Source organism: Pontibacter beigongshangensis, from assembly GCF_014332515.1.
Taxonomy (GTDB): Bacteria; Bacteroidota; Bacteroidia; order Cytophagales; family Hymenobacteraceae; genus Pontibacter; species Pontibacter beigongshangensis.
The window spans coordinates 128,553-144,636 of the sequence record NZ_VFSD01000010.1; the positions used below are offsets into that span (position 1 = coordinate 128,553).

General features: G+C 49.7%; 7 protein-coding genes. 6 read left to right on the top strand and 1 reads right to left on the bottom strand.

Going from position 1 to position 16,084, the window contains the following annotated elements; genetic code table 11:
* Positions 1-879: 879 nt before the first annotated feature.
* The 6 genes from FJM74_RS10140 (at position 880) to FJM74_RS10165 (ending at position 14,005) form a co-directional block, all read left to right on the top strand.
* On the top strand, positions 880-3,969 hold the full coding sequence (locus FJM74_RS10140; RefSeq protein ID WP_241739052.1) for a SusC/RagA family TonB-linked outer membrane protein: 3,090 nt from the start codon (positions 880-882) through the stop codon (positions 3,967-3,969).
* Between the two features lie 10 nt (positions 3,970-3,979).
* Complete coding sequence (locus FJM74_RS10145; RefSeq protein ID WP_187262486.1) at positions 3,980-5,944, top strand: RagB/SusD family nutrient uptake outer membrane protein; 1,965 nt, start codon at positions 3,980-3,982, stop codon at positions 5,942-5,944.
* 243 nt (positions 5,945-6,187) lie between these two features.
* Positions 6,188-7,357 carry a mannonate dehydratase gene (gene uxuA / locus FJM74_RS10150; protein WP_187262487.1) on the top strand — a complete coding sequence of 390 codons (1,170 nt, stop codon included), beginning with the start codon at positions 6,188-6,190 and terminating at the stop codon, positions 7,355-7,357.
* Between the two features lie 158 nt (positions 7,358-7,515).
* Positions 7,516-10,458 (top strand): glycosyl hydrolase 115 family protein, encoded by a 2,943-nt coding sequence (locus FJM74_RS10155; protein WP_241739054.1) that lies wholly within the window; start codon positions 7,516-7,518, stop codon positions 10,456-10,458.
* A gap of 151 nt (positions 10,459-10,609) precedes the next feature.
* Positions 10,610-12,541: a sialate O-acetylesterase gene (locus FJM74_RS10160; RefSeq protein WP_187262488.1), complete on the top strand. Its 1,932-nt coding sequence runs from the start codon at positions 10,610-10,612 to the stop codon at positions 12,539-12,541.
* A 351-nt stretch (positions 12,542-12,892) separates the two neighbouring features.
* A complete protein-coding gene (locus tag FJM74_RS10165; protein ID WP_187262489.1) occupies positions 12,893-14,005 on the top strand; it encodes a glycoside hydrolase family 43 protein in 1,113 nt (370 codons plus the stop codon).
* A 291-nt stretch (positions 14,006-14,296) separates the two neighbouring features.
* Here FJM74_RS10165 and FJM74_RS10170 read toward each other — a convergent pair whose 3' ends face one another.
* Positions 14,297-15,967 (bottom strand): SulP family inorganic anion transporter, encoded by a 1,671-nt coding sequence (locus FJM74_RS10170; RefSeq protein ID WP_187262490.1) that lies wholly within the window; start codon positions 15,965-15,967, stop codon positions 14,297-14,299.
* Between the last annotated feature and the right edge of the window lie 117 nt (positions 15,968-16,084).

Genomic DNA, 16,084 nt, shown 5'->3' on the forward strand with positions numbered 1-16,084 from the left:
AGTCTTTTCTGTTTCGGCAATCTTGATTCAAGCCTGCCCTATGAGCCATTGGCAAATTAATAAAAACATCTGGATTGAACTGATTGCGAGAAAAAACTGCAATCGGATGCTGCATGGTAAAGTTAAAATTGAGCTCCGAAAGCTGGGAAAGCAGGTGTCTTGCCAGAGCCATCGCGTAAATTCTTCCTGGAAGAGCGAAGCATCCATATAATAGCCATTTCGTTATTGTTTAAACACTGTCTATGAAACTTTCTGAGACAGGCAGTTGAGGAATTGTCCTTATCAGATCATAGTAAAAGCGGAAGAGTAGCGTTGTTGAAAAAAAATATTGCAATCGGTTGCAATTCTAAAAATTTATCTCCAAGTTTATGTCGGATTACAAACAAATGTTTGTTTAAGTCGGAGCTTATGCAGAGAAACTACTTACCTACTTTATTCGTGGCTGATCTTCAAAGCCCTTCCAAGGCAGCTCAGGTTGCGGGGAGCCCGGCAGGTGGCAGGCAGTGGGTAAAGCAGAAGCAGCCAACCATCAACACACAGGGGCCTGTGTGGGGCAGCTATAGATGCCTTTTTAAGATCACTAACAAACCACAGAGTTATATTCCGACAGGTAAAAAATTACGCATTTCATTAAAATTGCCAACGTTGGCATAACACTCAGGTCCTATTATTTGATGTTTCACTATAACAGAAAAGACCATTTTACAGCAGGGGCAGGTGCATTTCTTTATGAAAACCCGAATGAACCTCCCGCAGTTTATCGACCTCCACAGCAGAATATCTCTCACGGGTATATGCTTTCTATTCTCACTATTTAACGGTTAAACCTCAAAACAATACATATCTATGAAATGTGATTTTACACAACAAAACAGAATCATGACGCTGCCTCTGGGAAGTCAGAAAAGCGTGCTGCTGGCAGCTTTGCTCCTGGCTTTTCTGATGGTTAGCCTGCCCTCCTTTGCGCAGACAGGAGGCTTTGCAGTATCCGGCCGGGTTACGGACGAAGCTGGCGCTGGTTTGCCCGGCGTGACGGTGCTGCTGAAAGGAACATCCACTGCCGCGCCAACAGATATCAACGGAAATTATTCGCTAACGCTCCCCAACGGAACAGGGACGCTGGTGTTCTCATTTGTTGGCTTTGTAACCCAGGAGGTGCCCGTTAATAACAGATCAACCCTGAATGTGAATCTGAGTTCTGACTCCAGGGCCCTGGATGAGGTAGTGGTTATTGGCTACGGTGTGCAGCGGCAGGAAGCCGTGACAGGTTCAGTGGCTTCTATAGGCGGAACGGAGTTAAACCAGGTGCCCTCAGCAAATATTTCCCAGGCCCTGCAAGGACGCATGCCAGGTGTTGAATTTTCGCAGTCTTCTTCTCAGCCGGGTGCCACCTCCCAGATACGTATCCGGGGTACACGCTCTTTGACCGCTACAAACGATCCGCTGGTAGTGTTGGACGGTATTCCTTTTCCAGGGTCTATTGGCGATATCAATCCAATTGACATCCAGAGCATTGACATCTTAAAGGATGCCTCTGCAACTGCTATTTATGGTTCCCGTGGTGCCAACGGTGTGATATTAGTTACAACTAAATCAGGTAAAGCAGGGCAAAAGCCACAGATATCTTTTAACAGCTTTATTGGCGCAAAAACAGTGTTCTCCAAATATCCGATGATGAACGGCGAAGAATTTTTAGCGCTGCGTCAGGCTGCGGGGCAGTTTGCCGGTCAGCTTGGAGAGGATGAGGCCGAAGGCGTAAATACCGACTGGCAGGACATGCTTTTCAAGACAGGAGTAATCACCAGTCAGGATATAAATGTTTCGGGCGGAACCGAGAAAGGCCGCTACAGTTTCAGTGGCGGTTACTTTAAAGACCAAGGCGTAGTACCCACACAGCAATACACCCGTTACTCTATGCGAGGCAGCCTGGATCAGGGGGTAGGTAAGTATATCCGTTTAGGTTTTACCACAAACAATAATTACAGCACTACGGAAGGTGGAAATATTGGCTTGTACAGCACCTTAAGTGCTTCCCCGATTGCAAATCCTTATAATCCTGACGGCTCCCTGAAAAGAACCGTAAGGCTGCCTCTGGATGAACAATGGGTATTTGAAAGAAACCGGATAGAAGACTTAAGCGATCGCTGGCTGAACCAAACCAGAGTGCTTGCCTCTTATAACAATGTCTTTGGTGAATTGGCGATTCCTGGTGTGGAAGGGCTGAAATACCGCACGAACCTGGGCTTAAACTACCGCCATAGCCAGACAGGTACCTTTACTGGCGAGGGAATTAACGCTGTTACTCCCACAACTCCTTCAAGCGGCACACTCAGCAATTCTGTTACTGCGGACTGGACGATTGAAAACATCCTTACCTATGACCGCACTTTTGCTCAGAAGCACAATATAAATATAGTTGGGTTATATTCAGCGTCTCAGACCCGGTTCAACCGTTCGCACATTCTGGGGCGAAATATTCCTTCAGATGCCTTTCAGTTTTATAACCTAGGATTGGCCACTGACGAAATTACCGTTGATCCCAACCAGCAGCAATACTGGCAAACAGGCTTAATGTCGTGGATGGGACGTGCCATGTACTCATATGATGACCGCTATATGATCAGTGCAACTGTGCGATCAGATGGTTCTTCTGTGCTGGCACCAGGTTATCAATGGAATACGTATCCTGCTGTTTCAGTAGGCTGGAACATTGCCCGGGAATCGTTTATGCAGGATGTCAGCCTTATAAATATGCTTAAGTTGCGTGTTGGCTATGGTCAGACTTCTAACCAGGCTGTAACTGCTTACTCTACTTTAGGACGCCTGGCTACAAGACCTTACAACTTTGGTCCTACTGACTACCAGACAGCTCTATGGGTAAACCAGCTGCCTAACGACAAATTAGGGTGGGAGTTTTCTAAAACATGGAACTATGGCCTGGATTTCGCTATCTTAAACCACCGCTTGTCAGGTACAGTAGAGTATTATGTAACTAACACGGAAGATGTTTTGCTTGGCCTACCCCTGCCCAGAACATCAGGTGCGGAGAGCTTTACAACCAATATTGGCTCCACGCAGAACAAAGGTATCGAGCTTGCCCTTAACGGTGTCATCCTGGATGACCTTAACGGCTGGACGTGGGAAGCGGGTGTAAACATGTATTCCAACCGCAACAAAATTGTGTCTTTAGCAGGCGAGCAGCAGAGGAACGAAGGCCAGTGGTGGTTTGTAGGCAGCCCAATCAACGTTATCTACGATTTTGAGAAAACAGGCCTGTGGCAAGAGGGAGATCCTCATCTTAACATCCTGGAGCCAGGTGGTAATATAGGCATGATAAAGGTACGCTATGCCGGCGACTATACTGCTGATGGCACACCAACAAGACCCATTGGGCCACAAGACCGCCAAATTCTGGACACAACTCCTAACTTCCAGGGCGGATTCAACACACGGGTTGCTTACAAAGGCTTCGACCTGACTGCAGTTGGAGCATTTCAGAATGGAGGCATCCTTATTAGCACGCTCTATGGTTCGTCAGGCTACCTGAACATGTTGAACGGACGACGCGGAAACATTAGTGTAGACTACTGGACACCAGAAAACACGGATGCCAAATATCCAAAACCAGGTGGCGCAACCAGCGGAGACAACCCCAGGTATGCCAGTACTTTGAGTTATTTCGATGCGTCGTACCTGAAAATGCGCACCATTACGTTGGGTTATAATTTTACTCAGAACAACTGGATTAAAGAAGCAGGATTCAGTAATCTGCGCCTCTATGTTACGGCACAAAATCCTTTTGTTTTATTCTCGCCATATAACAGAGAGTCTGGCATGGACCCTGAGACCAATTCCTATGCCGATCAAAATGTGGCTGTAGCGTCTGGTACTCCTCCTCGCTTTCTAACAATCGGCACAAACGCACCTGCAACACGCAGTTATTTGGTTGGTTTAAATGTTACTTTCTAAAAAGATACTCATGAAACGATATAAAATTAAGAAGATAATAAGCACGGCTGCCTTAACCCTGGCCTTAGTAGGGTGCAAAGATATCCTGGATGAACAACCCCGCAGTATATATGACCCCAGCTTTTTCCAGACGGAGAGAGGGCTGGAGGGTGGCTTAACATCGATGTATGCGCACTTGCGCTGGATATATGGCGATGCCTACTACTATAACGCCACCCTTACAGGAACCGACGAGGTTACCTATGCCCAAAGCGCTGATGAGAACTTCCTGGTAATGGACTTATCCGGCAGAGGTGTCATTAACTCCAACAACAGCCGTGCCGACAGGTTATGGGAGAATGCATTCCCTAATATCAACACAGCCAGCGGCATTATCGAAAATGCTGCATCAGTTGGCACTGTTTCGCCGGCACTAGTTGCTGAGGCAAGATTTTTCCGCGCCTTCGACTACTTTTTGCTGGTGCAGACGTTTGGTGGAGTGCCATTAGATCTAGGTTCAGGGGAGTTAAAGTTTAACAGAACACCCAATCGGAATTCTGTTCGTAACACAGTGCCAGAGGTATATACCAAAGCCATATTCCCTGATTTGATCAAAGCTGTAGAAGATCTGCCTACAACCGGACGAATGATTGGCGGAGCAACCCAAACATTAGCACGACTATATTTGGCAAAAGCCTACTTAACTTACGGGTGGTGGCTGGAGAATCCCAATAATATTCCTACTTACCCGGCTGCACAACGGGTCGACCCTGACGGCCATAATGCCCAGTGGTATTTCCAACAGGCTTATGATATAGCAGCTTCAGCCATAGATAATCCAGGCCCTTTCGGTTTGATGGAAACCTTTTACGATGTGAACCTGGCGCAAAACGATCGCAACAAAGAAATGCTGTTGTATGCCGATCATACCGAGACAAACGAGTTGTATAACGGTGGCAGCCTTACCTTTGGCTCTGGCGGCGCGCCCGACAACTTTGCCGGCTGGATGATGACATGGAACTACACCAACATCAGAAGTTCAACTAGTGGAACAAGTTGGTCAAACCCTACTGTTTCTTCTGTTCAACGCGAAGCTGTGCAGGCTCTAGGACGTCCCTGGACCCGTATGGCACCCACGATTGGAGCCATTACAAATACGTTTGCAGACAAAACCAACGACTCCCGCTACGATGGCACCTTTACAACTGTTTATCGGGGAAACTGGCCGAAAGGCGGGGTTTCTAACCCTATGCTTTACAATGCCAACTTACTGCCAGTTCAACCAGGTGATGCCATTCTCACATTCCTGAACGAGGAACCCGCTGGAACTATTACTTATCCTGAACCAGGTCAGGCAGGAAGAAGTAATGTGGGGGCAGGAGAACTTCCGGGAAGAGCCGACTTTGTAATTTCACCGCGAGGTATAAGCAGGATCGTGTATCCTGGTCTCTGGAAGTTGGGTCCGTACCGTACTGACAACGGCAGTGGTTTAGGACAGCCGAACGCTGGCAGTACCCGCCCCTTCCATATTGCTAAATTCTCAGAACTGTATTTTATAGCTGCTGAAGCTGCTGTAAAGGGAGCTACTCCGCAAGCTGGCAAGAGTGCCAGAGAATTGATAAACGTTATCCGTGCACGCGCCGGTAAGTGGCGCTGGAACAACAATGGTAATGTTGCCAAAGTAGAGGACAACAGTGCAGCCATGGTGGCGGCAACACCTGCCACTATAGATATTAACTATATTCTGGCAGAGCGCTCACGTGAGTATTTTGGCGAGGGCTACCGTTGGTATGATCTAGTACGTACTCAAAAGTGGAATGAACTCGCTTCTACCTACGAAATTGGCGGTGTCAACTACGGGGATCATACACCTGTAACTGTTACACGTACCATAGAACCATATCATTATCTTCGCCCAATTCCGCAAGCACAGCTGGATCGGATGGATGTAAGCCCGGATGTAAAAGCCGCTTATCAAAACCCAAATTATAATTAATATGCTTTTCATTTGGAGAAGCTTGGTGGGGCAGCCGGAACTACCAAGCCTGCTTTAAAGCAGAATTAAATATGAATAGGGGCGAATGCTCTAAACATACTTTAATTCTATATTAGCTGAATTTGTTATTGTAATAAAGAGTTCGATGAAAGGGCTGCTCCTTGGGCAGCCCTTTCATCGAACTCTTTATTACAATAACCTTGAAAAGGTTATCAACTACTTTCATTTAACACTTATACGAAAATGCCATTACTACAAAGCTGGCGCTGGTACGGCCCCAACGACCCGGTAACACTCCAGGACATAAAACAAGCAGGTGCCTCCGGCATTGTAAGCGCCTTGCACCACATGCCGCACGGCGAAATCTGGCCGCTGGAGCAGATTCAGGAACGAAAGCGAATCATAGAAGAAGCCGGCTTTACCTGGGCCGTGGTGGAGAGCGTGCCGGTGCATGAGGCCATCAAAACCCGCAGCGCCGACTGTGGGCATTACCTCGAAAATTACCGCCAGACACTTCGCAACCTGGCAGCCTGCGGTATAACCACTGTATGTTACAACTTTATGCCCGTGCTCGACTGGACCCGCACGAACCTGGCTTATGTGCTGGAAAACGGAGCCAAAGCGCTTTATTTTGATTGGACGGATCTGGCTGTTTTTGACCTGTTCATACTTAAAAGGGCAGCGGCAGCGCAGGATTATGCCGAAGCTGTGGTGGCCGAAGCAAATAAGAGGGCAGAAACCTACCCAGCGTCCTATCTGAAGCAGTTGGAAGACATCATTCTGATGGGCGTTCCGACCGAAGGCAGCATTACGCTGGAGCAACTGACCGCAAGCATCGGCATTTACAAAGAAATCGGGCACGAAGGGCTGCGCGAAAACCTGGCCTACTTCCTGGAGTCTATCATGGACGTGTGCGAGGAAACAGACATCAACATGACCATTCACCCGGACGATCCGCCTTACCCTATCTTGGGCTTACCCCGCATTGCCAGCAACAAGGCCGATCTGCTGGATATTATTAACCGGGTAGACAGAGCGCCAAATGGTATCTGCTTCTGCACTGGTTCCCTGGGGGCTGGCCGCCATAACAATGCGGTGGAGATCTTGAAGGCTGTCGGGCATCGCGTTTATTTTGCGCACCTGCGCAACGTGCTCAAAGATGAGCAAGGCAACTTTTTTGAATCTGATCACCTGGCTGGTGATGTGGACATGTACGGGGTGATGCGGGAACTGGTCGCGATAAACCGCAAGCGTGAGCAGCCCATTCCATTCCGCCCCGACCATGGGCACCAGATGCTCGACGACCTGCACAAAGTTACCAACCCCGGCTATTCGGCTATAGGCCGCCTGCGTGGGCTGGCCGAGCTCAGAGGCCTGGAGATGGGGGTGGAGCGGTCGGTTTTCGCTGTCTGAGCAGCAGCAGCATCAGCAGCAGGTGTAAAGTCCTCCGGAGGAGTCTTTTTATTTAAATAATTGGGGAAATAGAACAAATTTCACGGATGTAGTGCGCATGTAGCCAGTCATATTCGGACGCACGACACTTTGTTAGATTTCCATAAAACCACACACGAATGAAGTTAATCAGCTTATCACCGACACAGTCAGGAGCATCAGCTACGAAAAGGTTTATGCTGCCTTTGTGGCTGGTATTAGCATTTGCGCTTCCTTTTTCTGCCGCAGCCACGGTAGGTCAAAAGCCTTATATTTCGACACAGCAGGGCAAAGGGAACTTTACCTTGTCAACAGCCGGTAAATCAGCCCCGCTGTATGTGCTGTATGTGAGCGGCCAGGACTTTGCTGGGGTGGTGCGGGTGGCAAAGCACCTGCAGGCCGACATGAAGCGTGTAACGCAGGCAGAACCAAAGCTCACTGTCAGCAACTCCCTCACCGTAAAAGACAAAGAGGTTGTACTGATCGGCACCCTGGGCAAAAGCCCGCTGATCGACAGGCTGGTGAAGCAGAAGAAGCTGAATGTGGAAGGTGTTGCCGGAAAGCGGGAAACGTTCCTGATTCAGACGGTAGAAAAACCAATGAAAGGGGTGGAACGGGCACTGGTGATAGTGGGCAGCGACAAGCGTGGCACCATCTACGGTATGTACGACCTCTCGGCCCAGATCGGGGTGTCGCCGTGGTATTACTGGGCCGATGTGCCGGTGCGCCAGCAACAGAACCTGTTCGTGCTACCAGGGCGCCACACCGAGGGAGAGCCCGTGGTGGAGTACCGTGGTATTTTTATAAACGACGAAGCACCAGCCTTGAGTGGTTGGTCGAGAGAGACCTTTGGCGGCTTCAATCATAAATTTTATGACAAGGTATTTGAGTTGCTGCTGCGCATGAAAGGCAACTACCTGTGGCCCGCCATGTGGGGTAGCGCCTTCAGCGACGACGATCCGCTGAACGCCTCCCTGGCCGATGAATATGGGGTGGTGATCGGCACTTCGCACCACGAGCCGCTCATGCGCGCGCACGACGAGTGGCGCCGCTTTGGCTCCGGCCCCTGGAACTACGACACTAACAACGCTAATCTGCAGGACTTCTGGCGCAAAGGCATCGAGCGCATGGGCACCAAAGAAAGCATTGTCACGGTTGGTATGCGGGGTGACGGCGACGAACCCATGAGCGAAGAGAGCAACATTGCCCTACTCGAAAAGATCGTGGATGACCAGCGCAAAATTATAGCCGATGTAACTGGTAAACCAGCCTCCGAAACGCCACAGTTGTGGGCCCTTTACAAAGAGGTGCAGGAGTACTACGACAAAGGCATGCGCGTGCCCGACGATGTGACCCTGCTGCTCTGCGACGACAACTGGGGCAACCTCCGGAAGCTGCCCAAGCCAAACGAAAAGCCACACCCTGGCGGCTACGGCATCTATTACCACTACGACTACGTAGGCGGCCCCCGCAATTACAAATGGCTGAACACGAATCCTATCCCAAGGGTTTGGGAACAGATGCACCTGGCCTACAAGTACGGAGCCACCAAAATCTGGATCGTGAATGTGGGCGATATCAAACCGATGGAGTTCCCGACCGAGTTCTTCCTGGACTATGCCTGGAACCCCGAGAAATGGCCGGTGGAAAGGCTGCAGGAGTACACGCAGCTCTGGGCGGAGCGGGAGTTTGGCAAAGAACATGCCACAAGAATCGCTGATTTTGTAAGCCGATATACCAAATACAATGGCCGCCGCAAGCCGGAGTTGCTGGCCCCGAATACCTACAGCCTGGTGCACTACCGCGAGGCAGAGCGTGTGGTGGCCGAATACAACCAACTGGCAGAAGAGGCCGAGGAAATCTACAACACACTGCCGGCAGCCTACAAGGATGCTTATTACCAGCTGGTGCTGCACCCCGTAAAAGCCTGCGCCAACCTGAACGAGCTGCACGTAACCACCGGCCTTAACCGGCTCTACGCCAGCCAGGGCCGCGCCGCTGCCAACCAGATGGCGGTTAAAGTAAAAGAGCTGTTCCAGAAAGACCAGGAGCTGAGCCGGTATTATAACAAAACAATGGCCGGCGGAAAATGGAACCACATGATGGACCAGACGCACATCAGCTACACCTACTGGCAGCAACCGGAAAAAGATGTGCTGCCAGAGCTGCAAGAGGTGAAACTGCCAGCCGCAGCCGCCATAGGCGTGGCCGTGGAAGGGAGTGAAGCCTGGTGGCCGGAGACGAAGCAGGAGGCAGTGCTGCCTGTGTTCGATCCCTATCAGCAGCAGTCGTATTACATAGATGTCTTTAACAGAGGCGCAACTCCGTTTGATTTTACTGTGCAGGCGGGTGCACCCTGGCTAAAAGTGTCGGCTGCCAAAGGCAGGGTGGAGCAGGAAAAGAGGCTTCTGGTAAGTGTAGACTGGCAGCAGGCGCCGCAGGGGCAGAACCGTATTCCGATCACCATTAATGGGCCTAAGGGCAGCAAAGTAGTTGTGCAGGCTGTTGTTAATAATCCGGTAGCAAAGGCCGGGCAACAGCATGGTTTTGTGGAAAGCAACGGCTATATTGCCATGGAGGCCGAGAATTTTGCCCGTGCCATAGAAACAACTGAGGTGAAGTGGCAGTTGCTGCCAGACCTGGGCCGTACAGGTTCAGCCATGACGCCATTTCCGGTAACGGCAACAGCGCAGAAGCCCGGCGGTAAAAAACCGCACCTGGAGTACCGCATCCATCTGCAGCAGGCAGGAGAAGTATCGGTGCACGCTTACCTCTCCCCAACGCTCAATTTTAACGATACGGAAGGATTGCGCTATGCCGTTTCTATCGATGATGAGGCACCACAAATCATCAACATGCATGCTGGCGAAAACGGCAGGCTATGGGAACAGTGGGTAGCCAACAACATCAACATAAAAACATCGAAACACCAGGTAAAGAAGCCTGGAGAGCATGTGCTTAAGTTCTGGATGGTAGATCCGGGTGTGGTGCTGCAACGGCTGGTGATCGACACAGGTGGCCTGAAACCCTCTTACTTAGGACCGCCGGAGAGCTTTAAGCAGCCGGCAGAAGTTGCTAACTAAAGAAATTAACTCTCTTAATGAACACAACACGTGGTAAAGCTACCAGCATAAAGCAGGCAACTCCCCATTATAAACTGGTGAAAATGCTACAACAGCGCTTATCAGAGCAGGTTTGCCATATTCTGTAATTTCTAATTTGACAAAATCCCACATGCTCCTGCACAGGAAATACTTTACATTGATTATTTTACTTGTACTGCTACTCCCATTAACAACGGCAGGGCAGGTAAGGCTGCCAAAGCTGGTGGCAGATGGCATGGTGCTGCAGCGCAACACGCAGGTTAAAATCTGGGGGTGGGCCGCAGCCGATGAGAAGGTAACAGTTGATTTTCTGGGCAAGACATATGCTACTACTGCTGATAAAGCAGGAGCCTGGGAAATGCAGTTTTCTGACCTGAAAGCAGGCGGCCCCTTTAGCATGACCATCACAGCAAGCAACACTATCACCCTTCAGGATATCCTGGTAGGCGATGTGTGGGTTTGTTCCGGGCAATCGAACATGGAGTTGCCCATGCACAGGGTGCAGCCTTTGTATGAACAGGAAATAGCTGATGCCAGTAATGCGTTTATCCGCTACTTCGATGTGCCTCAGAAGTATAACTTCAACCAGGAGCAGGCAGACCTGGAGGCAGGACACTGGCAAAGAACCACCCCGGAGACTGTGCTTCAGTTTTCGGCAGTCGCCTACTTCTTTGCCAGGGACCTGTACGAAAAGTATAAAATTCCGATCGGGCTGATTCATGCCAGCCTGGGCGGCTCACCGGTAGAGTCGTGGCTGAGCGAGGAGGCTTTAAAACCTTTTCCGGATCAGTACCAGGAAGCACAGCGATTTAAGGACACGGCACTGATCAGCCAGATAGAAGCCAGCGACAATGCCCGGATACAGGCCTGGTACAAAGAACTGGGGCAGCAGGACAAAGGGAATAAAGGTCCTCAAAAGTGGCATCACCCTGCTTTAAACACCGCTGATTGGGCCACCATGGAGGTGCCGGGCTATTGGGCTGAAACCGAAACTGGGGCAGTAAACGGAGTGGTTTGGTTCAGAAAGGATATTGAAGTGGAGGCGGCTGAAGCCGGGAGACCTGCCAGGCTTAACCTGGGCCGGATTGTAGATGCCGACTCTGTTTTTGTGAACGGGCAGTTTGTAGGCACTACCAGCTACCAGTACCCGCCACGCTGGTACACCGTTCCGGCCGGTGTGTTAAAAGCAGGAAAGAATACGATAGCCGTCAAAATTATAAATGAGCGTGGGCAAGGCGGGTTTGTGCCCGACAAGCCATACCAACTGACCCTAGGCAACCGAACCCTAGACTTAACCGGCACCTGGCAGTACCGGGTTGGAGCTGAGGCAAAGAACCTGAAGCCGCAGACGTTCATCAGGTGGAAGCCGGCAGGTTTGTACAATGCCATGATCGCACCGCTGCTGAACTACAGCATAAAAGGCGTGATCTGGTACCAGGGCGAGTCAAATACCGGAAAGCCAAAGCTGTACCAGGAAATGTTCCCGGCCATGATCCAGGAGTGGCGGAAAAACTGGGGACAGGGCAACTTCCCGTTTCTGTATGTGCAGCTGGCCAACTACATGAAAACTAAGGCACAGCCCGCCGAAAGTAACTGGGCGGAGCTACGGGAGGTGCAGCGCCAGGCGCTTGCCGTGCCAAACACAGGCATGGCAGTGGCGATTGATCTTGGAGAATGGAATGATGTGCACCCACTCAACAAAAAAGATGTAGGCAAAAGGCTCTCGCTGGCCGCTCAGAAGATGGCTTATGGCGATAAATTAGTCTATTCAGGGCCCATTTATACATCCATGCAGATCAAAGGAAACAAAATAGCCCTGACCTTTGACCATACAGGAAGCGGTTTAGTGGCCAGAGGTGGGCAGCTGAAGCAATTCGCTATTGCCGGACCAGACAAGCAGTTCGTGTGGGCGAAAGCGGAGATAAAAGGCAACAAGGTCATTGTCTGGAGCGACCAGGTCCAAAATCCGGTGGCCGTAAGGTATGCCTGGGCCGATAATCCGGAGGGGGCTAACCTGTATAACAAAGAGGGGTTGCCGGCTTCCCCTTTTCAGGCCGAATAGTTTAAGTCCGGGCTGCAGGCTGCCTGTTTTTTGTGTAAGAGCAGTAGAAGCAGCAACAGTTTGTAATGTCTCCGGAGAGGCTTTTTCATTACAATAATTGGCAGAAGTCATTGCCTTTTTATCTGAGCATGTGCATGGCAAAGTGGACAGCTTTCATCTGAAAACAGTTTCACACAGGTTCGGCTTAGCTGGGTTGGGCAGCAGCAGGCAATGCCGCTGGAGGGCCTGTCTTATTAGAATAATTGCTCCCTGAGCCAAGGAGGAAAGTAATGAAGAGGTAGTGCATTTTATCGTCCACCCATCTGAGAACGAATCTATTTGGTCTAACATTTAAAATTTATAACTATACATATGAACAGACACTCCTATTACAAGAAAGCAGTTTTCCTGATGGCCTTTGCCTCGGTATTTGCTGCCGGTTGCCAGAGCAACAACACCGAAACGCAGGTGCAGGAAGAAGAAACCCAGGCATCGGCAACCGGAAACAAACGATACCTGTCGGAGCCTTTGGTCACCGACAACTTTACAGCAGACCCATCGGCGCATGTGTTTGAGGGCAAGATCTACATCTACCCGTCTCACGACATAGATGCCGGCATTCCGGAAAAAGACGATGGCTCACATTTCGACATGCGCGATTACCATGTGTACTCCATGGATAGCGTGGGCGGCCCTGTACAGGATCATGGCGTGGCACTCGACATTAAAGACATCCCGTGGGCCGGCCGCCAGTTGTGGGCCCCGGACGCAGCGCATAAAAACGGCAAATACTATCTCTACTTCCCGGTAAAAGATAAGGAAGATGTTTTCCGGATCGGGGTGGCCACGAGCAATTCGCCAGCAGGGCCGTTTAAGCCGGAGGCAAAGCCCATCGCCAACAGCTACAGCATAGACCCAGCCGTGTATACAGATACCGACGGAAAGTCTTACATGTATTTCGGTGGCATCTGGGGAGGGCAGTTGCAGCGCTGGAGCTCTGGTACGTATAACCAAAACGACGAATATCCGGCCGATGATCAACCGTCCTTAATGCCAAAAGTGGCCCGTATGAGTGCCGACATGCTTAGTTTTGATGGCGAAGTAAAGGATGTGCAACTGCTGGATGAAAACGGAAAACCGCTGCTGACCGGCGATAATGATCGACGTTTCTTTGAAGCGGCCTGGGTGCACAAGCACAACGGCAAGTATTACTTCTCGTACTCCACCGGCGATACCCACAACATTGCCTACGCCACCGGCGATAGCCCCATGGGGCCATTCACGTACCAGGGCGTGATCTTAAACCCGGTAGAAGGCTGGACAAACCACCACTCCATCGTAGAGTTCAAGGGCAAATGGTACCTCTTCTACCACGACACGCAACGCTCAGGCAAAACACACCTCCGCAACATTAAAGTAACGGAGCTGCAGCATAACCCGGATGGCACCATCCAGACGATTACGGCTCAGACAGAAGAAGCATAAACACCTGTGTAAGCCAGTGAAAAATCCCGGTTCTGCTTCGAATAAAGCAGGGCCGGGATTTTTTGTGTGCTGGCAGCTAAATTACTTTACTTTGGATTTGGGCCCTTGCTTCCTGCTGGCGGCAGCTTTTATGCAGCCACGTTATTCGCCTCCAATAAGACACTTTCTGAAGTCTGCCAGCCTTCCTGGCTCTGGACTGCGTGAGTTATAAGACTTGCAATTTCCAGTTATCGATTCGATGTAAGAAGCACTTTAGCATTCACTTGCTAACCCAAAAGTTGTGGCCTGCGCCTATTTTTTTGATAGTTCTTCAGCTCTTGAAATAGCTTCACTGATGTTTTCAAGGATATTGTTTCTGCCAATAAGTGAATAGAGGTCCGATTTAAACAATTCTTCCCTTACCTGACGGTTAGCTCCTGAAATAACAATGGTTGTGCCTCGTGCTTTTAATGTATGGTTAAACTCTTTCAGTCTATTAATGGCGGTCGCATCAATAAAAGGAACGTGTCTCATTCTAATAATTAACACTTTGGGTTCCTGCTTCAGGTCTGTCAGGAATTCCTGGAATTTTTGCGATGCTCCAAAAAACAGAGGCCCGTTTATTTCATAGAGCATGGTGTCGTCTGGAATAAAGGGCAGTTCTTCTTCAAACATTTTTTCGCCATCCTGATCAGAGGCGCCAAAAAGGTTTTCTGCATTATGGATGGTTGTCGCTTCGCTCATGCGCTTCATAAAAATGAAACTTGATAATATCATGCCTATTTCGATTGCCAAAATCAAATCGAAAAATACGGTAAGAAAGAAGGTGGTGAGCAGGACCATGATGTCCATCCGGTTGCTTTTGAGTAAATCCCTGAAATGTCTCCATTCGCTCATATGGTAAGCAACCACCACGAGTATGCCTGCCAGGCAAGACAGTGGAATGAGTTTTGCCACCGGCGCAAAAAGCACCATGATGAGCAATAGAAAAACAGCATGAACAATTCCTGCAATGGGTGTTCGGCCGCCATTCTTGACATTGGTTGCTGTTCTTGCAATGGCCCCTGTGGCGGGTATGCCACCAAAAAGACCAGAAAAAACGTTGCCCGCCCCCTGGGCCACAAGTTCCATATTGGAGCGATGCCGTCCGCCTATCATTCCGTCTGCGACCACCGCCGAAAGCAGGGATTCAATAGAACCTAGCAGCGCAATGGCAATAGCGGGCTCGATAAGTACCTGAATAACTTTAAAGTTAATGACTGGTATTTGCGGCAGCGCGATTTTGTTGGGTATCTCTCCAAATTTGCTTTCTATGGTCTCCACAGGCAACTCAAAAAAGTATACGAGCAAGGTGCAAAGCACGATAGCAACCAACGAGCCTGGCACTTTGGTGGTAATTCGATAAAAATTCAAGGCTATCAAGACCGTGCCCGTCGCAATGCCGAGGGCCGCCCAGTTTATACTGTCAAGATTCTGAACGTAAACCAGCCACTTATCAACAAAGTCTGGGGGAACGGATTCTACCTCTAATCCCAGAAAATCTTTGACCTGTGTGGAGAAAATGACCACGGCAATGCCACTCGTAAAACCCACAATCAACGGATATGGAATAAATTTCAGGTAGTTGCCCAATTTTAATACACCAAGCCCCATAATCAGGAAGCCAGCCATAAAGGTGGCAATTGTGAGACCTTCCACACCATGTTCCTGTACAATGCCGAACACAATAATGATGAAGGCACCTGTAGGGCCGCCTATCTGCACGCGGCTGCCACTCAGAACAGAAATCACAAGTCCTGCAATAATGGCTGTAATAAGGCCCTTTTCTGGCGATACACCCGAAGCTATGGCAAAGGCTATGGCCAGGGGAAGTGCCACAATCCCTACAATGATTCCTGATAAAACATCCTTGGTAAATTGTTTCCTGCTGATGCCTTCTTTTAGCAGCGAAAATAATTTGGGCGTAAATTCATTCTCTTTCATATACCTGAAAGTTCAACTGTACATACTTTCATGTCAGATCAGTAACGGCGGAACACGGACATAGGTGCATAAATGCCGAATTTGGGTCTTCATGATGATTGTCGCTTATAAAGATAT